This window comes from Pseudomonas sp. NPDC087814, from assembly GCF_044742865.1.
Classification (GTDB): Bacteria; Pseudomonadota; Gammaproteobacteria; order Pseudomonadales; family Pseudomonadaceae; genus Aquipseudomonas.
This window is the reverse complement of the sequence record NZ_JBIUVK010000031.1, coordinates 50,369-70,140: the sequence shown is the minus strand read 5'-3', so window position 1 is coordinate 70,140 and position 19,772 is coordinate 50,369. Positions and strand designations below refer to the sequence as shown.

The following is a 19,772-nucleotide window of genomic DNA, read 5'->3' as shown; positions in this document are numbered from 1 at the left end:
GTCTTGCATGGCTTGCTACAGGGCGTAAAGGCTACCTGTATCGGTTTCCTGTAGTTTGCGACTGTCCTTGTGGGCAGACGACATAAATTCTTGGATGGCCGAAGGTTGCTTCGGCGTCCTGTAGTTTTACTACAAATCGTCGGCCATTTCAGCCTTTCGAATGTATATACGAGTAGTAAAACTACACAAGACTGAGCGGATTGCTCGGTCTAGCTGGCGAGCATAATCGTTATTGTTGATCTTTTGCGAACAAGAAAGGGTAGAGATTTGATGTTGACTGCCAAAAAAGAAAAATTTTCAGCTATTTCTAACCTTTGTTCGACAGTCCTTCACCGAGCGTGGTTCTTGCGTTCACAGCTACAAGCCCTTTACGCGCCGATCAAGGATAGACCATGAGCCTTCCAATGCAGGCCGAACTCCCGGCCATCCTGCTTCCATTTGCCAAGCGGGCCGAGCAGTCATTTCGTGACGCCGTGGCCGGATTGGACGGCGATAATGGCCTTTCTGAGTGGACGCCGCAACGTTGGGCTGACTTCGCCCGTGTGTGCGCCGCCAGTGATTTCGTCATTGAACAGAGTGTTCGTGACCCTTTGATGTTGCTCGAGCTGGTGGCCTGGGGCGAACTGGACCGCAGCTTTGCCCCCGGCGAGCTGTGCGGACAGATTGCGGCGGCCGTGCAACAAGCCGAGACAGAAGACGAACTGGGACGGGTTCTGCGCCGCCAGCGCACCCGCCAGCAGGTGCGGATCATCTGGCGCGACCTGACCCGACAGGCGGACCTGGTGCAAACCTGCCGCGACCTGTCGGACATGGCCGACGCCAGCATCGACCAGGCCTATCAGTGGTTGTACCAGCGCCACTGCGTGTTGTTCGGCACCCCCACGGGCCGTCGCAGCGGCGAACCGCAGCACATGGTCATCCTCGGCATGGGCAAGCTCGGCGCAGTGGAGCTGAACCTGTCGTCCGACATCGACCTGATCTTCGCCTACCCCGAAGGCGGCGACACGGTTGGCGTGAAGCGCTCGCTGGACAACCAGGAGTTCTTCATCCGCCTTGGTCAAAAACTGATCAAGGCCCTGGACCCGATGACCGTCGACGGCTTTGTGTTCCGGGTCGACATGCGCCTGCGACCTTACGGCTCAGCCGGGGCGCTGGTGCTCAGTTTCAACGCGCTGGAGCAGTACTACCAGGACCAGGGCCGCGACTGGGAACGCTACGCCATGATCAAGGCGCGGGTAGTGGCCGGTGACCAGGTGGCCGGTGCGCAACTGCTCGACATGTTGCGACCGTTTGTCTACCGGCGTTACCTGGACTTTTCCGCCATCGAAGCGCTGCGCACCATGAAGCAGTTGATCCAGCAGGAAGTGCGGCGCAAGGGCATGGCCGAGAACATCAAGCTCGGCTCGGGCGGCATCCGTGAAGTCGAATTTATCGCCCAGGCGTTCCAGCTGATCCACGGTGGCCGTGACCTGAGCCTGCAGCAGCGCCCACTGTTAAAAGTGCTGGGTACCCTGGAAGGCCAGGGTTACCTGCCGCCGGCGGTGGTCGCCGAGCTGCGCGATGGCTATGAATTCCTGCGCTACACCGAGCACGCGATTCAGGCGATCGCCGATCGCCAGACGCAGATGCTCCCGGATGGCACCGAAGACCAGGCGCGGATTGCCTTCATGCTGGGCTTTCCGGACTGGACCGCGTTTCATGAGCGCCTGATGTACTGGCGTGGCCGGGTGGACTGGCATTTCCGCCAGGTGATTGCCGATCCGGATGAAGAAGAGGGCGAAGAGAGCGAGTTGATGGTGGGCGGTGAGTGGTTGCCGTTGTGGGAAGAGTCCCAGGACGAGGAAGCCGCTTGCCGTCAGTTGCAGGAAGGCGGTTTTACCGACGCGCCCAAAGCCTTGAAAACCCTGGCCGGCCTGCGCAGCAGTCCGCAATTGCGTGCCATGCAGCGCCTGGGTCGCGAGCGTCTGGATGCATTTATCCCGCGCTTGCTGGCCCAGGCCGTCGAACATGCCAACCCGGACCTGGTACTGGAGCGCGTCCTGCCCTTGGTCGAAGCCGTCGCCCGACGTTCCGCTTATCTGGTGTTGCTGACGGAAAACCCCGACGCCCTGCGTCGCCTTCTGACCCTGTGCGCCGCCAGCCCGTGGATTGCCGAGCAGATCACTCGCTTCCCGCTGCTGCTGGACGAACTGCTCAACGAAGGCCGCCTGTTCAAGCCGCCGCTGGCGCCGGAACTGGCCGCCGAATTGCGCGAGCGCCTGACGCGCATCCCCGAAGATGACCTTGAGCAGCAGATGGAGGCCCTACGGCACTTCAAGCTGGCCCACCGCCTGCGGGTGGCCGCCTCGGAAATCGCCGGCAGCCTGCCGCTGATGAAAGTCAGCGACTACCTGACCTGGCTCGCCGAAGCCATCCTCGAACAAGTGCTGGCCCTGGCCTGGCGCCAGACGGTTGCCCGCTACGGCTCGCCGCAACGGGTGGACGGCACCTTGTGCGATCCTGGCTTCATCATTGTCGGTTATGGGAAAGTCGGCGGCATCGAATTGGGGCATGGTTCGGACCTGGACCTGGTGTTTATCCATGACGGTGACCCCCAGGCCGAAACCGACGGTGCCAAGCCGATCGACGGCGCGCAGTTCTTTACCCGGCTGGGGCAGCGGATCATTCACCTGCTGACCACCCAGACCAACTCGGGCCAGTTGTATGAAGTGGACATGCGCCTGCGGCCTTCGGGCGCATCCGGTTTGCTGGTGAGTTCCCTGGGCGCATTTGCGCGTTATCAGGAAAACGAAGCCTGGACCTGGGAGCACCAGGCGCTGGTGCGTGCGCGAGTGCTGGTAGGCAGTCAGGATGTGGGCCGTGCTTTCGAGCAGGTACGGGCGCAAGTGCTGGGCCGCGCGCAGGACCTGGACAAGCTGCGCCAGGAGGTCAGCGAGATGCGCGCCAAGATGCGCGACAACCTCGGCACCAAGTCCACGGCGGCGGGAACGGCGGCGAATGCCTTCGAACCCACGGCGTCGTTCGACCTCAAGCAGGACGCCGGAGGTATCGTCGATATTGAATTTATGGTGCAATACGCGGCTCTGGCGTGGTCTGCGCAACATCCATCGTTGCTGCGCTACACCGACAATATCCGCATTCTGGAAGGCCTGGAGCAGGTCGGGCTGATGCCCGCCGCCGATGCCCATTTGCTGCGCGAGGTGTATAAAGCCTACCGTTCCGCCGCTCACCGCCAGGCCCTGCAGAACGAGGCCGGTACGGTGGCAGGGGACCAGTTCGCTGACGAACGGCGCCAGGTGCAGCGAATCTGGCATGAACTGGGGTTAAGCTGAAACACTATATAAGGCGGGGAGGCATGAGCCTCCCCGTATCGTTTGTGGAAACTACATGAATATTCTGATCGTTGGGCCCAGTTGGGTCGGTGACATGGTGATGGCGCAGACACTGTTCCAGTGCCTCAAGCAACGTCATCCCGACTGCCAAATCGACGTGCTCGCCCCCGAGTGGAGCCGGCCGATCCTTGAGCGCATGCCCGAGGTGCGTCAGGCCTTGAGCTTCCCGCTCGGCCACGGCGCGCTGGAGCTGGCGACCCGTCGACTCATCGGCAAGTCCCTGGCTGGCCAGTACGATCAGGCGATCCTGTTGCCCAACTCGATGAAGTCGGCACTGGTGCCGTTCTTCGCCGGTATTGCCAAACGCACCGGCTGGCGTGGCGAGTTTCGCTATGGCCTGCTCAACGATGTGCGCAAGCTCGACAAGGCCCGTTACCCGCTGATGATCGAGCGCTTCATGGCCCTGGCCTACGCGCCGGGAGCCGAGTTGCCGACGCCTTATCCGCGCCCGAGCCTGCAAATCGACCCGGTCACCCGCGACGCCGCCCTGGCCAAGTTCGGCCTGGAGCTGGACCGTCCGGTGCTGGCGCTGTGCCCTGGCGCCGAGTTTGGCGAGTCCAAGCGCTGGCCTTCGGAGCATTACGCCAAGGTTGCGGAGATGAAGATTCGCGAGGGCTGGCAAGTCTGGTTGTTCGGCTCGAAAAACGATCATTCGGTGGGCGAGGATATTCGCCAGCGCTTGATCCCGGGGCTGCGCGAAGAGGCGGTCAACCTGAGCGGCGACACATCCCTGGCCGAGGCCATCGACCTGCTGTCCTGTGCCGACTCGGTGGTGTCCAACGACTCCGGCCTGATGCACGTGGCCGCGGCGCTGAACCGCCCGCTGGTGGCAGTGTATGGCTCGACGTCTCCCGGGTTTACCCCGCCGCTGGCCGACAAGGTCGAAGTGGTGCGCCTGGGCCTGGATTGCAGCCCGTGTTTTGATCGCACCTGCCGCTTCGGCCACTACAACTGCCTGCGCCAGTTGCTGCCGCAACCTGTCAGCGACGCGTTGCAGCGGTTGCAGGGCACTGTGGTCGAGGTTCGTTAAGTTGCGGGTTCTGGTGATCAAGACCTCATCCCTGGGCGATGTGATTCATGCCTTGCCGGCGTTGACCGACGCGGCGCGGGCGATCCCGGGCATCCGGTTTGACTGGGTGGTGGAAGAAGGCTTCGCCGAGATTCCCACCTGGCACCCGGCGGTGGACAAGGTGATCCCGGTGGCGATCCGCCGCTGGCGCAAGAACCTCTGGCAGACCTTCAAGAGTGGCGAATGGCGGCGCTTCAAGAAGAGCGTGCAGTCGACCAAATATGACCTGGTGATCGACGCCCAGGGCCTGCTGAAAAGTGCCTGGCTGACCCGCTACGTACGTGCCCCGGTGGCCGGTTTCGACAAACAGTCGGCTCGCGAGCCATTGGCGGCGCACTTCTATTCCCGACGCCTGGCCGTGGCCCGTGGGCAGCACGCGGTGGAGCGCTTGCGCCAGCTGTTTGCCGTCGCCCTCGGTTATGACCTGCCAAAAGGCCTGGGCGACTACGGCCTCAGTGTCGACAAGCTGCTGGGCCTGCCGCCGAAAAAACCGTTTGTACTGCTGCTGCACGGCACCACCTGGGACACCAAGCACTGGCCGGAAGCCTACTGGCGCGACCTGGCCGAACGCATGGACCGCTTTGGCGTGGACGTGAAGCTGCCGTGGGGCAATGCCGCCGAAAAAGCCCGGGCTGAACGCCTGGCCCAGGGCCTGAAAAACGCCGAAGTGCTGCCCAGGCTGAACCTCGCGGGGGTGGCCCGGGTGCTGGCGGGTGCGAAGGCGTGTGTCGCGGTCGACACCGGCCTTGGCCACTTGGCCGCAGCGCTGGATGTGCCAACGATTTCCCTGTTCGGCCCTACCAATCCTGGCCTGACCGGGGCTTATGGCAAGGCGCAGATTCACCTGGCCAGCGACTTCCCGTGTGCGCCTTGCCTGCAAAAGAAATGCACTTATCAACCGACTGCCGAAGACCAGCGTCGGTTCGATCTCAAGCGCGAGTGGCCCCTGTGCTTCACTCGCCTGAACCCTGAGCGTGTCGCAACTCGTTTAAGCACGTTGTTACTGGCTGAGGAACACTGATGCAACTGGCTTTTGTCCTCTACAAATACTTCCCCTTTGGTGGCCTGCAGCGCGACTTCATGCGTATTGCCCTGGAGTGCCAGCAGCGCGGGCATCAGATTCGCGTCTATACGCTGATCTGGGAGGGTGACGTGCCGCCGGGCTTTGAAGTACTGGTGGCGCCGGTCAAGGCGCTGGTCAACCATCGGCGCAATGAAAAGCTCTACGCCTGGATCCAGGCCGACCTGGCCAAGCGCCCGGTGGACCGCGTGGTGGGCTTCAACAAGATGCCGGGGCTGGACCTGTACTTCGCCGCCGACGGCGTGTTCGAAGACAAGGCGCAGAACCTGCGCAACCCGATGTATCGCTGGTTCGGCCGGTACAAGCACTTTGCCGAATACGAGCGTGCAGTGTTCGACAAAGACGCCAAGACGCAGATCATGGTGCTGTCCGAACACCAGCAGCAGCTGTTCACCCAGTATTACGGGACCCAGGCCGAGCGTTTTCATTTGTTGCCGCCGGGCATCGCCCGCGACCGCCGCGCGCCGCCCAATGCTGCCGAGATCCGCGCCGAGTTTCGTCGCGAATTCGGCCTGGCCGACGATGATTTGCTGCTGGTGCAGATTGGCTCGGGCTTCAAGACCAAGGGCGTCGATCGCAGCCTCAAGGCCGTGGCCGCGCTGCCGTCGAGCCTGAAGAAACGCACCCGGCTATTTGTAATCGGCCAGGACGACCCCAAAGTATTCCAATTGCAGAGTGCTGCGCTGGGCCTGGGCGACCAGGTGCAGTTCTTCAAGGGCCGCAGCGACATCCCGCGCTTTCTGCTGGGCGCCGACCTGTTGATCCACCCCGCGTACAACGAGGCGGCCGGCATGGTGCTGATCGAAGCGGTGGTCGCCGGCCTCCCGGTGCTGGTGAGCAAGGTCTGCGGCTACGCGTTTTATATCGACAAGGCCCAGAGTGGGCGGGTGTTGGACGAACCGTTCGAGCAGGCCCAGCTCAACCAGTACCTGGTGGATATGCTCGACGATCCACAAGCGCGCGCGGCCTGGAGCCGCAATGGTCTGGCCTTCGCTGAGACGGCCGACCTCTATAGCATGCCGCAGTACGCTGCGGACCTGATTCTGGCGGAGCCAAACCGATGAAGTTGATTCTTGCCGAACCGTTCAAGACCCTGTGGGCCGGACGCGATGCGTTCGCCGAAGTCGAGAAGCTGGACGGCCAGGTGTTTCGTGAGCTGGCCGCGCGCCGTACCCTGCGTACGGAAGTGGAAGGCCGCCATTATTTTGTAAAGATCCACCGGGGAATTGGCTGGGGTGAAATCCTCAAGAACCTGATCACGGCCAAGTTGCCTGTCTTGGGCGCGGGCCAGGAGTGGGACGCGATCCAGCGTCTGCGGGAACTCGGCGTGCCCACCATGACCGGCGTGGCCTTTGGTGAAAAGGGCAGCAACCCGGCCGACCAGCACTCGTTCATCGTCACTGAAGAGCTGGCGCCTATCGTCAGCCTTGAAGACCTGACCATGGACTGGGTCAAACAGCCGCCCGTGCCGGCGATTCGGCATGCCTTGACCCTTGAGCTTGCGCGCACCCTGGGCACGATGCACCGGGGGGGCGTGAACCATCGTGATTGCTACCTGTGCCACTTCCTGTTGCACACCGACCAGCCGGTTACCGTGCACAACATCAAGCTCTCGGTGATCGACCTGCACCGTGCCCAGGTGCGTTCGAAGATTCCCCGGCGCTGGCGTGACAAGGACCTGGCGGGGCTTTACTACTCCGCCCTGGAGATCGGTTTGACCCGGCGCGACAAACTGCGGTTTCTCAAGGCGTACTTCCAGCAACCTTTGCGCCAGATCCTGGGCGAGCAAAGCGCGCTGCTGTCGGCGTTGGAACGCATGGCCGCCAAGCTTTACGCACGCAAGCAACGATACGGGGATGCGCTCTGATGGCGGGTTGGAACCTGGAACCCGCTTACGCCGCCCTGGCGGATGACTTTGGTAGCCTGGAAGCCGTGTTCGCCCTGCAAGGCGAGCGGCTGACCCGCGATCCGTTGTCCGAAGTGATTCGCGTGGAGCGCGGCGGGGTCAACTATTACGTCAAGCGCTACGTCGGTGCAGGCAAGGGGTTGCGCCGCTATCTGGGCAAGCCACGAGTCAAGTCCGAATGGCAGAACCTCAAGCGCTTCGCCAAGTGGGGCATACCCACCGCCGATGTGATCGCCTGGGGTCTGGAGCGTAAAGGCCTGGCGTATCACCGCGGGGCGATGATCACGCGCGAGCTGCCGAAGACTGAAGACTTGTCGGCATTGGCCGAGCGCAATGACCCGCAACTGTCAGACCCGGTGTGGGTCAACAAGATCAGTCGCCAGCTCGCTGAATACACGCGGACCATGCACGACCACCGGTTTACCCACAACGATTTGAAGTGGCGCAACTTGTTGGTAGACGACCAGCAAACCCTGTACCTGATCGATTGCCCCAATGGCGATTTCTGGCGCGGGTTCTGGCTCAAATACCGCATTACCAAGGACCTGGCCTGCCTGGACAAAGTCGCCAAGTATCACTTGTCGGCTACCCAGCGCCTGCGCTTCTACATGCAATACCGTCAGCGCAAACACTTGAGTGCGGCGGACAAACAGCGAATTCGCCACGTGGTGAAGTTTTTCGAGGGGCGAGAATGAGTGATTTCCTGGCGGCCGAAGATCGAGCATTGCTTGAGCGCAACGGCCTCGGCACTTTCGACGCGCTGTGGGCCAAGCAACTGGATGCGGTGGACGAGCCCAATACCAGCCGCGGCGGCTGGAGCAGCGTGTTTCGCCTCGAACTCGAAGGCCAGGGCTACTACCTCAAGCGCCAGAGCAACTACCTGACGCGCACCTTGCACCGCCCGTTTGGCGAGCCGAGTTTTGCCCGCGAATTTCGTAATATCAGCCGCTATCGGCAATTGGGTATTCCGGCATTGCAGGCGGCGTTTTTCGGTGAGCGCAAAGTGGCCGGAGAGCATCGGGCGATGTTGCTGACCCGGGCGCTGGATGGTTGGAATGACCTGGATTCATTGCTGGAGCAATGGTCTGAGTTGAGCGACGTGCAGCAGCGGGCAATCCTGCTGGCCTGCGGTCAGCTTGCTCGTCAGTTGCACAGCGTGGGCCAGGTGCATGGCTGTTTTTATCCCAAGCATATTTTCCTGCAAGCCACCGGCGACGGGTATGCGGCACAGTTGATCGACCTGGAGAAAACCCGCCCGCTGCTGTTCGGCTGGCGGGACCGGGTCAAGGACCTGGAGCCGCTGCTGCGCCGTGCGCCGCAGTGGTGGGACGATCAGGTTCGCCAGCTGTTGGCGGCCTACCTGGACCAGCCGCAGGACAGCGCATTGGTTGCCACCTGGCACCAGCGCCTGGCGGCCCGGCGCAGTCATAAGGAGAACCGCTGATGCGTTTGTCCGAACTGAAAAATGCCGGCCGCACGCCAAGCTTGCCCCTGAGCATCGAACTGGCAGACGCTGCCGGGCCTGGGCAGTTGCAACTGCTGAGCCTGCTGCGGGTATTGCCGGGCCAGCGTTATGTCGGCGCAGCTGTGTGGCGCGGGCGCCCGGTGCTGGCCAAATTGTTGGTGGGCAGCAAGGCGGCGCGGCATTTTCAGCGTGAACTCAAGGGCGTGCGGTTGTTGGCCGAACAAGGCCTGACCACACCGCTGTTGCTGGCCGATGGTCTGCAAGAGGGTGAGGGCGGTTGGCTGCTGTTCGAGTTTCTTGAAGGCGCCGACAGCCTGGCTGATGCGTGGCAGACTGTTGAACACCTGCCGCCGCTGGCTGACCAGCAGCAAGCGGTGCTCGCCGAAGCGCTGGGTGCGATTGCGCAGATGCACGCCAAGGGCCTGTGGCAGGAAGACCTGCACCTGGACAACCTGCTGCGTCAGGACGGCAAACTGTATTTGATCGACGGCGCCGGGATCTGTGTCGAAGAGGCGGGCAAACCGCTGTCGCGCAACCGGGTGCTGGAAAACCTTGGGGTGTTTTTCGCGCAGTTGCCGAAAAACCTCGAGCCGTTTACCGAAGAGTTGCTGGTGTATTACCTGCTGAGCAATGGCGAACACGCGTTGCCGCTCGAAGCGTTGCAGAAGCAGGTACGCAAGGTCAGCGTCTGGCGCTTGAAGGATTTCCTGAGCAAGGTTGGCCGGGAGTGCACGCTGTTCAGCGTCGTGCGCGGGCCGTTCGCCCTGCGCGCGACTCGTCGTGAGGAAGAAGCGGCGATGCTGCCGGTGCTGGCGCAGGCCGATGCGCTGCTCGACCAGGGCCACCTGTATAAAACCGGTGGGGCGGCCAGTGTCGCCAAGGTCGAAGTGGCCGGTCGACCACTCGTGATCAAGCGCTACAACATCAAGGGGTTTGCCCATTGGCTCAAGCGCTTCTGGCGCCCGAGCCGGGCCTGGCATTCGTGGCGCGAAGGCAATCGCCTGGCGTTCCTCGGCATCGCTACGCCCAAGCCGCTGGCGTTGCTGGAAAAGCGCTTCCTGTGGCTGCGCAGCCGCGCGTATCTGGTGACCGAGTACCTGCCGGGGCCGGACATCATCGAGCGGTTCGCGCCGTATGTTGAGAGTGGCGAGGCACCCGTGGCCGAATTGCAGGCCCTGGATTATTTGTTCGCAGAGTTGATCCGCGAGCGCATCAGCCATGGGGATTTCAAGGGGCATAACCTGTTCTGGCACACGGATCGCTGGGCGCTGATCGACCTGGATTCGATGTGTCAGCACACGTCCTTGAGCAGCTTCGCTCCGGCATATGCCAGGGATCGGGCAAGGTTTATGCGTAACTGGCCTGAGAGCAGTGCGTTGTATCGGGTGATTGATCAGCGGTTGCCAAAGGCAGTGGGCTAGGGGTTTAGGGCCGCTGCGCGGCCCAACGGGAGCAAGCTCCCTCGCCACAAGTTCGATGGTCAGTTTCTAAAATGTGTACTCGGCGCCGGCGCCTGCATACCACGAGCGTCCCGGCGCTGCTTCGTAATAGCGGCCGTTGCCGTCTCCGACAATCACCGACCCCACATATTGGCGATCCAGCAAGTTATCCAGGCGCAGGGTCTGGTGGAACGTCCAGTGCTCCACCTTCTGCTCAAAGCGTGCACGCCAGTTGAACACGCTGTAGCCCGGTGCCGCGTGTTGCTGGTTGGTATCTTCGACGTAGACCTTGCTGCGGTACATGCCTTCCACGGCGGTGCTGACCCAGTCCCGGGGTTTCCAGTTGAGCTCGGCGAATAGTGTGGTTTGCGGCACACCGGGGAGGTAGTTGCCTTTGTCCACCGGTTTGCCGCCACCGATGAAGTCGCTGTCGTAGGTGGCTTGCAGGCGGGTGTAGGCGATGTTGGTGCTCCACTGCTCGCTGAGCTGGCTTTCGATGCCCAGTTCGAAGCCGCGGCGCAGGGTGCGGCCGGCGTTCTGGTAGCTGGTGCGGCCGCCGATCGATTGGTCCACCACCAGCTCGTCCTCGGTGGTGATCTGGAAGACAGCGGCGTTGACCCGGGTGTCGTTCAGTTGTGCCTTCAAGCCCACTTCATACTGCGTGCTTTCCGACGGCTTCAGGCCGAAGTTGAACCCTTCGATGTTGCCCGGCGCGTACGCCAGTTCCGCCTGGGTTGGCGTCTCGAACCCCTTGCCGGCACTGACGTAGCCGTGCAGGTCGGGCGTGAAGGCATACATCACGCTCACGGACGGTGTGTTCTTCTGATAGGTCTTGTTGCCGCTGGAGTCGCCGTTGCTCAGGAACTGGTCGTCGACATCCAGTTCCATGGTGCTGTGGCGTACCCCGGCTTGCAGGGTCCAGCGATTGATGGCCCAGTTGGCCTGGATGTAGGGGTCGAGGCTGCGGGCGGTGTCGATTTCATCCCGGCGCAACTGGCCTTTTACGCCAAGGGTGTTGCCGCTGTAATTCTGGTAGCCGTGGCGGCTGTCTTCGCTCTGGTCGAAATCCAGGCCGGTGATGATCATCAGCTCGCCCGGCACGCTGTCGACCGGTTGCATCCAGCGCACGGAGCCGCCGTAGAACTTGCGGTCGAACTGCACCACGCCGCCGCCGCGTTCGTTGGCGGGCGTTCCCTTGGGAATCGACAGGTACTGAATCACGCTCCGTCGCCCGGTATAGGCATTCACCTGCAGTGTGGCGTCACCGAAATACCGCTCGTAATTCATCCCCAGTTGCTGGTGGTCGATGCTTTTGCGGGTGTTGTACAGCTCGGCGGCGCTGCTGACCGAGCGCGGGTCGGCCTTGTACGCATCCCACGCCTGCCCCAGCGGATCCTGCGTGCCGTTCTGTTCCAGGCTGCTGTAGATCAGCGCCAGTTTGCTGTCTTCATCGGGCTCGAAATTGAGCTTGGCAAAGGTCTGGTCGCGGCGGGCGCTGCTGTGGTCGCGATAACCGTCGGTGTCCATGCGCGAGGCGTCCAGCACGAAGCCTGCGCCGTCTGCCGCGCCTTCGGCGGTGAGGTGGTTCTTGCTCAGGCCGTCACTGCCCACCAGCGTCTCGGCACCGATGCGCGGCGGGCCTTCGCCGTTGCGGGAGAACATCTGGATCACGCCGCCGGCATTGCTGCCATACAGCGTGGCGGCCGGGCCGCGCAGGACTTCGATGCGCTCGGCGGTGTCGAGGTTGAACGTCGCCGCCTGGCCCTGACCGTCCGGGGTGCTGGCGGGTATGCCGTCGGCGATCAGCTTGATACCGCGCACACCAAATGCCGAGCGGGCACCGAAGCCACGGGAGGAAATCTGCAAGTCCTGGGCGTAGTTCTGGCGATTTTGAACCACCAGGCCGGGCACGCGGGACAGTGCCTCTGAAGCATTGATGCCCAGTTGGCCATCGCTGATTTGCTCACGGCTGATGCTGTCCACCGAATACGGCAGGTCAAACGACGGGCTGGCACTGCGCGAACCGGTGACCACGCTGGGGTCCAGGACCAGTGGCGCTTCATCGGCCTGGGCGCTGCTGTACAGGCCAAGCAGTCCGGGAAGCAGCATCGCAAATCGAGTGGGTACAACAACTTTCATGAGTAAACCAGCATCCATGGCGCACAAAAGTGCGCGAGTTTAACGATTCAGCCAGCTTTTGCCATTTCGGAATCTTCTTACATGGCGCGGCGGTGCGTGGGGTCTGGGTCGCCAACAGGGCCGATGTTAGCGTTGCTGGCCATTCAGAGGGCTTGCCATGACGCTAAAAATGATTGCTGCGCTAAGCATTGGAATCCTTGTGTTGAGCGGCTGCGGAACGGCCAATACGCTGTTGCGCGAAGACGCGGCGGCGGCACGTGAACTCAGGAAGCAAAAAACCTACTGCCAGTCGATTCCCCGTGTCTACAGCGGGGTTGCCTTTGATTTCTGCCTGCTGCACGCCGCGCCGGACCTCACTGGCGTGCTGATGCCATTCGTTCTATTGGATATAACGGTCTCGGGCATTGTTGATACAGTGGTCCTGCCCTATACGGTCTACAAGCAAGGTACCGATGGCAACATCAGTATCTATTGGCGCCCGGGTTCATAAACGGATCCGGCAAGGTTGTATGGGGCAGGGATGAATGCCCACACTTATGCCAAATGGAGTTGTCCGTGAGTCTTGCAACCAGAGTCCTTCTCGCCGCTGTACTGGTATCCACCACCGGTTGCGGCACCATCAACACGGTGTTTCGCCCGGACGCCGTTGCCAGCCAGAACCTCAAGGAATCGCGCAGTTATTGTGAAAACGTGCCGCGTATCTACAGTGGGGTGATCTACGGTTTCTGCACCTTGAACGGCGCGCCCGACACCACCAAAGAGCACACGCGCGATGCCTCCGGCTCCCTGCCGATCTTCGCCGCCGAGCTCGTGGCCTCCGGCTTGCTCGACACCCTTGTGCTGCCCTACACGGTCTACCGCCAGAACAGGGACGGCAGCATCGAGATTTTCCGCTAGGCCTGCAGTGACAACCGGTCGCCACAATCCCTAGATCATCCCGCGCCGTGTTTACGCTATAATCCCGCCCTTTAGCTGTTTCTCGCCCAGGCGGGAAGCACACTTTTTTCAGGCGTGACGCGCCTGCATGCAGACTAAAAGAGGCTAGACCCCTGTGGCATTGACGATTCTTGGCCTGTCCGGCGCCCTTAGCCATGATCCTTCCGCAGCCTTGTACATCGACGGCAAGCTGATCGCGGCCGCCGAAGAAGAGCGCTTCGTGCGCGACAAACATGCAAAGAACCGCATGCCCTACGAATCGGCGAAGTTCTGCCTGGAACAAGCCGGTATCAAGCCTTCCGACGTTGATGTGGTGGCGATTCCGTTCGCCCCCATCAGCCTGTTCGGCGAGGCCCGCTGGCACTATGCCAAGCGTTACTGGTATGCCCCGGACCGCGCCCTCGACGCGATCCTGATGGGCAACCGTCGCTACAAGCGCTATCGCAACAAGATCGTCTGGTGCCTGGAGCAACTGGGCTTCGATCCGAAGAAAATCAAGATCGAACCGGTTGAACACCACCTGGCCCACGCCTCCAGTGCCTACCATTGCTCGGGCTTCCAGGAGAAGACCGCGATCCTCGGGATCGACGGCAAGGGCGAGTACGCCACCACCTTCTTCGGCTACGGCGAAAACGGCAAGATCCACAAGATCAAGGAATTCTACGATCCGGACTCCCTCGGCGGCCTGTATGGCGCGATCACCGAGTTCCTCGGTTTCGAGATGCTCGACGGTGAGTTCAAGGTCATGGGCATGGCGCCGTATGGCGATGCCAGCAAGTACGATTTCTCGCGCCTGGCCTCCTTTGAAAACGGCGAGCTGGTGATCAACACCGACTACGCCAACGTCATCGGCCTGCGCCGCTACAAAGAGAAGGGCAAGGGTTTCTACTTCTCGCCAAAACTGATCGAGTGGCTGGGTCCGAAGCGCGAAGGCGATATCGCCGACGAGCCGTACATCCACTACGCGGCCAGCATGCAGGCGCTGTTCGAGAAGCTGGCGTTGCAGATGATCGACCATTACCTGGGCGACATCCTCAAAGACACCGGCAAGCTGGCGTTTGCCGGCGGCTGTGCGCTGAACGTCAAGCTGAACCAGAAGATCATTGCCCGCGACGACGTCAAGGAGCTGTTCGTGCAGCCGGCGTCCGGCGATGCCGGTACTGCGGTGGGTGCAGCCGCCTACGTGTCTCACGCCCGTGGCGTACCGGTTGAGAAGATGGAACACGTCTATCTCGGCCCGTCCTACAGCAACGAAGACGTGATCGCGGCGTGCGCCAAGCACGAGAGCAAGCCGGTTTGGCGCAAGATTGAAAACATGCCCAAGCGCATCGCCAGGATCATGGTCGACGGCAACCCGGTGGCCTGGTTCCAGGGCCGCATGGAGTTTGGCCCGCGTGCCCTGGGCGGTCGTTCGATCATCGGTTGCCCAAGCGCCACCGGCGTGGCTGACCGGATCAACCACCAGATCAAGTTCCGCGAGCGCTGGAGGCCTTTCTGCCCGTCGATGCTCGACACCGTTGCGCCACAGATGATCAAGGTCGATCACCCGGCGCCGTTCATGACCTTCACTTTTGAAGTGTCGGAAGAGTGGAAAACCCGCGTGCCGGAAGTGGTCCATGAAGATGGTACCTCCCGTGCCCAGGTGCTCAAGCGCGAATACAACCCGCGCTACTACGACATGATGAAAGAACTGGAAGTACTGACCGGCAATGGTGTGTCGCTGAACACCTCGCTCAACCGTCGTGGCGAAGCGATGATCTGCTCGCCGACCGACGCGCTGAACATGTTCTTCGGTTCCGACCTGCAGTACCTGATCATGGAAGACATCCTCGTGGTCAAGGACGGCGTGGACCCTTATGACGCCGTGGTCTAAATGCTGAACCGCTTCCAGGGCTGGCGTGAACGTGGCTGGACGCCTGTCGAGGCCGAGGTTTACGCCCAGGCCTGGCAGCGTTTTGGCGGCAGCGTGGCGACTCATCCGCAGATCGTCGAGCGGCTGGCGCACCTGGCGCAGATTCCGGTGCGCTACCTGGGCTGGGAGCAGGACGGTGAGCTGAAGGGCGCAATTGCTACCTGGGGGCGCGACCTGGCCCTGTCCAAGGACGTGCTCAAGCGCAAAGGCAAAAAAGGCCTGTTTGATCTGGGTAACGCCGAGATCATCCTGCCGATTGCCGCCGATGCGCAGGTGCCATTGCGCCATCGCGCGCGTTATCTCTCTGCACTGAATGAGGGGCGCGTAAGCACCCTCAAGCCCCAGGCCGAGCAGTTGGCCATGGCGCGCACACCGGAAGAGCTGTCGAAGAAGTTTCGCTACAACCAGCGCCGCGAACTGCGTTTGCTGGAAGAGGCGGGCGGCGTGGTAAGGGCGGTCGGCGAGTTTTCCAGCCGCGAACTGGCGGCGATTTACTGCGACCTGTTCCAGCGGCGCTGGGGCTTCCCGGCCGCAGGTGCCGAGCGTTTGGCCGAGGTGCTGGAGTTGCTCAAGGAATTCCTGTTCGGCTCGGTGCTGTTTCTCAATGACGCTGCGATTGCCGTGCAACTGGTGTATCAGGTGCAGGCGCCGCAGTGGGTCAGCGCCGAATACGTCAACGGCGGTGTCGACCCTGAAACCAAGGCGTTCAGCCCCGGCAGCGTGCTGAGTTTCCTCAATACCCAAAGTGCCTGGGAGCAAGCGCGGGCGAGCGACAAGCCGCTGCGTTTCTCCTTCGGGCGTTCCGACCGTGAATACAAGGAGCGCTGGTGCAACCCGGTGCCGGTGTTCAGCGTATGAGTCGCAAACAGCAATTGCTCAAGCAGCACCGGCGCAACAAGCGTATTGCGCTGTTGGTGGGCCTGTTGCTGTTGGTGGCTGTCGGTGTGCTGGTGGCCTGGTGGTTGCCACTGGTGCTGGCCGTGGTGCTGTGGGCCGCACATGAGGCCTGGTTTGCCGATCATCTGTTCTACTCGCCGAAAGACGATTATGAGTACGCGTTTCCTGAAGGGAGCGAGTGCGCGGGCCTGCGTCTTGAAGCCGGGCGCCTGCTGTTGGACACGCCTCTGGTGGGCGATGAAACCCTGATCGTAGGGGTTGAACTCAAAAGCTCTTGGCTCGGGCGTTTTCTCGATCCTGCGGTGGACGTGTCGGGCCTGGATGCACCCGACCGGCAAGTCTTCGAGCGTGGTCTTTCAGGCCGGCGTTACCTCAACCTGACGGGCATGGGCGAAGCACTCGCCGGCGGTAAGCTGCGCTTGCGCGGGCGCTTCTGCCGGATCAAGGGGCAGCCGACGCTCTGGTTGTTCCGCCAACCGGACTACCGTCGCCAACGGGTGATGGTCATCGCGCCCCATGCCGACGATGCCGAACTCGCCGCTTTCAGCCTCTACAGCCAAGCCGATGAGAGCTGGATCGTCACCCTGACGGCGGGCGAAATCGAAGCCGATCACTATCAGCAGATGGGCATGCCCAAGGCCGATGCCGCACGACTCAAAGGCCGCCTGCGTGCCTGGGACAGTGTCACCGTGCCGCGTTGGGCGGGCGTTCCCGAAGCGCAGTGCGTGCAGTTGGGTTACTTCTGCATGCAGCTTGCAGCGATGCAGGCCGCACCGGATCAGCCCCAGGCTTCCCGGGAAGCTCAGTTGGACGATACGCGGCTGTTTCGCCAGTTCAATGCCCTGGCCTTGCCCGGGGATGTGGACGGCGCCCCGACCTGGAATAACCTGATTGCCGACCTGCGGGCATTGCTGCTCAAGGCGCGCCCGCAGGTGATCGTGTTGCCGACGCCGTTGCTGGATCCGCACCCGGATCACATCTGCGCCCACGCCGCGATCCTTGAGGCCCTGCAAGGCCTGGAGTGGCAACCGGGCACGTTGCTCGGCTACGCCAACCACCTGCATGATAACGATCGTTGGCCCATGGGTGATTCGGGCGCTGGCGTGGCCTTGCCGCCGCGTTTTGATGCCTCCCGTGAACTTGTGCCTTGCAGCTTGCCGCTGACGCTCAGCCAGCAGCAGGACAAGGCCATGGCCCTGGGCATGATGCACGACTTGCAGCCGCGGGCGCCGTTCAAGCGCCGCGTGCGCAGGTGGTTGCAGCAATTATTGGCGGGCCGTAGTCCATCGCCTTACGGAGAGAATGAGTTCTTCCGCAAGGCGGTGCGCCGTCATGAGTTGCTCTGGGTGTTGAAGCAGGATTGAGACCTTATTGAAGGCAGGCTTGCAGCGCCTGCCGCCCCTTTTCGCCGGGCTGCGCGCCCGCAGCCAGATTGCAGCATGGAGAGTTATGAAACCTCGTTTCAAGGTTTTGCAGTTACAGCCGGACTACAACGTCAAGACCCACGACTTCGCCGACCTCGGCGAGCAGATCGTCAAGGCCTTGCCGGCTGAACGTTTCGAGGTCACATCCGGGTTCCTCAGCGGCCGCCCGCTGCCCGGCCAGCCCCTGAGCGTGGCTGAGCACTCCCATTATTTCGAGTTGCCGGAAAAGTCCCTCAAGGGCATTCGTTTCGGCGCGATGTGGCAGATCTACAAATATTGCCGCGAGCAGAAATTCGACGTGGTCATCTGTAACCGCTTCAAGTCGGTGAACATGATGCTGTCGCTCAACCGCTGGTTGAAGATCCCCCTGTGCATCGGCATTTCCCACGGTTTTGGCGAGTACGCCCGGGGCTACCGCCGGCGCCAGACGCAGAAGTGGGTCAGCCCGGCGTGGCGATTCGTCGGGGTGTCGGCAGCGGTCAGGGATTACCTGGTGGACCTCAACTGCGGGTTCACCCGCGAAAACACCACCTTTGTCACCAATGCCATCGACATCCCCCAGGCCGAAGCCTTGCAGTTGCCACGGGATGAAGCGCGCAAGGCCCTGGGCCTGCCGCTGGATGCACGGATGATTGGCGCCCTGGGCCGCCTGGTGCCGATCAAGGGCCACACCCATTTGTTGCAAGCGTTCGCCACCCTCAAGGACAAATACCCTGAGGCCCAGGTGGGGATCATCGGCTCCGGCCGCGCCGAAGCAGACCTGCGCGCCGATATCGAGCGCCTGGGCCTGACCGGCCGTGCGCACCTGCTGGGCTTTCGCGAAGATGGCATGAAGTATGTGCGCGGTTTCGACATCTGGACCATGCCGTCGTTGTTCGAAGGCCTGGGCCTGGCGCTGCTGGAAGGCATGAGCGGCCATCTGCCGGTCATCGCCTCCAATGGCCCGGCGATGCTGCCGTTGGTGCAAGGTGCCGGCGGCCTCTCCCATGATCCGGGCAATGTCGAGCAGTTGGCGGCAGCACTGGACACTTACCTGGCGCTGAGCGACGAAGATCTGCGTGCCAAGGGTGAGCAAGTGTTCCGCTACCTGGAAGAAAACCACACCCTGGACGAGTTCCGGCACAAGTATTTGAACCTGATCGAAACCGGTCTGCGTGAAGTAGGTAAAGCATGAGTCTGCAGCAACCCCTGGTCACTGTGATCATCGCCTCCTACAACCACGGGCCGTACATCGAGCAGAGCATTCTCAGTGTGCTCGGCCAGACCTACGCCAATATCGAATTACTGGTGGTGGACGATGGCTCCAGGGATGACAGCGTGGAGCGCATCCAGCGCTTGCAGGCCGAACACGGGTTTGATTTCCAGGTGCAGCAGAACCAGGGCCTGACCAATACCCTGAACGGTGCCATCGCTCGCGCCAAAGGCAGCCTGATCGCGCCATTCGGCTCCGATGACATCATGCTGCCCGAGCGCATCGCCACCCAGGTTGCCTACATGGAAGGCAAGCCGAAGGTGGGCATTTGCGCCGGCAATATCGAGTTGATTGATGGGGACGGCAAGCCATACCCGGAGAAGAAGCAGCGCCGCGACTTGCCGTTTCGCAGCCTGGATTTCGATGACCTGTTCCTCGATCGCAAGCCCTTTCCGCCGGCACCGACGCTGATGATCCGTCGGCAGGCGCTGGAAGAGGTCGGAGGGTTCGACCCGCTGATTCCGCTGGAAGACTTGCTGATCGAATTGAAGATCACCCACGCCGGGTACACCATCGACGTGTTGAACGTGGTGATGGCGCGCTATCGCCAGCACGCGACCAACACCTACAAGAATCACCGCTACATGATCCAGAACATCCTCAAGACCTACGGGTTGTTCAGCGATCATCCAGCCTACGATCAGGTTCGCTACAACTTCCTGAACTCGATGTTCCTCAAGACCGCCGACCGTGACCGCCCACTGGCGCGGGAGATCCTCAAGCAGATTCCGTTGAAGTTCTGGGGTCGCAAGACCTTGCGTGGGTTGGTGCGGCTGTACCTGGCGCCGCAGCGCAGCTCATAGGGCTTCGGCCGGGCCATTGCGTTCACCGCAATGGCCCGGGGCCTGCAACCCCGGCGC

At 61.9% G+C, this 19,772-nt stretch carries 16 protein-coding genes; 15 read left to right on the top strand and 1 reads right to left on the bottom strand.

What is annotated here, in order from left to right:
- Window positions 1-392 precede the first annotated feature (392 nt).
- Genes glnE through ACIOMR_RS20885 form a run of 8 tightly spaced genes read left to right on the top strand, consistent with a single transcriptional unit; the run spans window position 393 to window position 10,334 of the window.
- Window positions 393-3,332: a bifunctional [glutamate--ammonia ligase]-adenylyl-L-tyrosine phosphorylase/[glutamate--ammonia-ligase] adenylyltransferase gene (glnE, locus tag ACIOMR_RS20920; protein WP_401196155.1), complete on the top strand. Its 2,940-nt coding sequence runs from the start codon at window positions 393-395 to the stop codon at window positions 3,330-3,332.
- A 55-nt stretch (window positions 3,333-3,387) separates the two neighbouring features.
- Entirely contained in the window at window positions 3,388-4,422 is a 1,035-nt protein-coding gene (gene waaF, locus ACIOMR_RS20915) for a lipopolysaccharide heptosyltransferase II (RefSeq protein WP_401196152.1), read from the top strand.
- Window position 4,423: 1 nt separating this feature from the next.
- Window positions 4,424-5,482: a lipopolysaccharide heptosyltransferase I gene (gene waaC, locus ACIOMR_RS20910; protein ID WP_003209442.1), complete on the top strand. Its 1,059-nt coding sequence runs from the start codon at window positions 4,424-4,426 to the stop codon at window positions 5,480-5,482.
- The gene (locus ACIOMR_RS20905; RefSeq protein WP_003209448.1) at window positions 5,482-6,606 is read left to right on the top strand and encodes a glycosyltransferase family 4 protein; all 1,125 of its coding nucleotides are present in this window, start codon (window positions 5,482-5,484) and stop codon (window positions 6,604-6,606) included. The genes waaC and ACIOMR_RS20905 overlap by 1 nt, the downstream gene beginning before the upstream one ends.
- Window positions 6,603-7,409 (top strand): lipopolysaccharide core heptose(I) kinase RfaP, encoded by an 807-nt coding sequence (rfaP, locus tag ACIOMR_RS20900; RefSeq protein WP_401196148.1) that lies wholly within the window; start codon window positions 6,603-6,605, stop codon window positions 7,407-7,409. The genes ACIOMR_RS20905 and rfaP overlap by 4 nt, the downstream gene beginning before the upstream one ends.
- Window positions 7,409-8,143 carry a lipopolysaccharide kinase InaA family protein gene (locus ACIOMR_RS20895; RefSeq protein ID WP_003209451.1) on the top strand — a complete coding sequence of 245 codons (735 nt, stop codon included), beginning with the start codon at window positions 7,409-7,411 and terminating at the stop codon, window positions 8,141-8,143. The genes rfaP and ACIOMR_RS20895 overlap by 1 nt, the downstream gene beginning before the upstream one ends.
- Entirely contained in the window at window positions 8,140-8,892 is a 753-nt protein-coding gene (locus ACIOMR_RS20890) for a lipopolysaccharide kinase InaA family protein (protein WP_401196145.1), read from the top strand. The genes ACIOMR_RS20895 and ACIOMR_RS20890 overlap by 4 nt, the downstream gene beginning before the upstream one ends.
- On the top strand, window positions 8,892-10,334 hold the full coding sequence (locus ACIOMR_RS20885) for a lipopolysaccharide kinase InaA family protein (RefSeq protein WP_401196142.1): 1,443 nt from the start codon (window positions 8,892-8,894) through the stop codon (window positions 10,332-10,334). The genes ACIOMR_RS20890 and ACIOMR_RS20885 overlap by 1 nt, the downstream gene beginning before the upstream one ends.
- Window positions 10,335-10,400: 66 nt before the next feature.
- Here ACIOMR_RS20885 and ACIOMR_RS20880 read toward each other — a convergent pair whose 3' ends face one another.
- Window positions 10,401-12,491, bottom strand: coding sequence for a TonB-dependent receptor (locus tag ACIOMR_RS20880; RefSeq protein WP_174717770.1), 2,091 nt, complete (start codon window positions 12,489-12,491; stop codon window positions 10,401-10,403).
- 157 nt (window positions 12,492-12,648) lie between these two features.
- Here ACIOMR_RS20880 and ACIOMR_RS20875 point away from each other — a divergent pair, with 157 nt between their 5' ends.
- The 7 genes from ACIOMR_RS20875 to ACIOMR_RS20845 all read left to right on the top strand — a co-directional run bounded on the left by ACIOMR_RS20875 (window position 12,649) and on the right by ACIOMR_RS20845 (window position 19,715).
- Window positions 12,649-12,981 (top strand): YceK/YidQ family lipoprotein, encoded by a 333-nt coding sequence (locus ACIOMR_RS20875; protein ID WP_032899859.1) that lies wholly within the window; start codon window positions 12,649-12,651, stop codon window positions 12,979-12,981.
- A gap of 53 nt (window positions 12,982-13,034) precedes the next feature.
- Window positions 13,035-13,388: a YceK/YidQ family lipoprotein gene (locus tag ACIOMR_RS20870; RefSeq protein ID WP_008439144.1), complete on the top strand. Its 354-nt coding sequence runs from the start codon at window positions 13,035-13,037 to the stop codon at window positions 13,386-13,388.
- A gap of 154 nt (window positions 13,389-13,542) precedes the next feature.
- Window positions 13,543-15,300, top strand: coding sequence for a carbamoyltransferase (locus ACIOMR_RS20865; RefSeq protein ID WP_008439143.1), 1,758 nt, complete (start codon window positions 13,543-13,545; stop codon window positions 15,298-15,300).
- Window positions 15,301-16,197 (top strand): GNAT family N-acetyltransferase, encoded by an 897-nt coding sequence (locus ACIOMR_RS20860; protein ID WP_087692495.1) that lies wholly within the window; start codon window positions 15,301-15,303, stop codon window positions 16,195-16,197.
- On the top strand, window positions 16,194-17,600 hold the full coding sequence (locus ACIOMR_RS20855) for a PIG-L deacetylase family protein (protein WP_401196137.1): 1,407 nt from the start codon (window positions 16,194-16,196) through the stop codon (window positions 17,598-17,600). The genes ACIOMR_RS20860 and ACIOMR_RS20855 overlap by 4 nt, the downstream gene beginning before the upstream one ends.
- 85 nt (window positions 17,601-17,685) lie before the next feature.
- Window positions 17,686-18,834 carry a glycosyltransferase family 4 protein gene (locus tag ACIOMR_RS20850; protein ID WP_177122257.1) on the top strand — a complete coding sequence of 383 codons (1,149 nt, stop codon included), beginning with the start codon at window positions 17,686-17,688 and terminating at the stop codon, window positions 18,832-18,834.
- Window positions 18,831-19,715 carry a glycosyltransferase gene (locus tag ACIOMR_RS20845; RefSeq protein ID WP_401196133.1) on the top strand — a complete coding sequence of 295 codons (885 nt, stop codon included), beginning with the start codon at window positions 18,831-18,833 and terminating at the stop codon, window positions 19,713-19,715. Before ACIOMR_RS20850 ends, ACIOMR_RS20845 begins: the two co-directional genes overlap by 4 nt.
- Window positions 19,716-19,772: the final 57 nt, after the last annotated feature.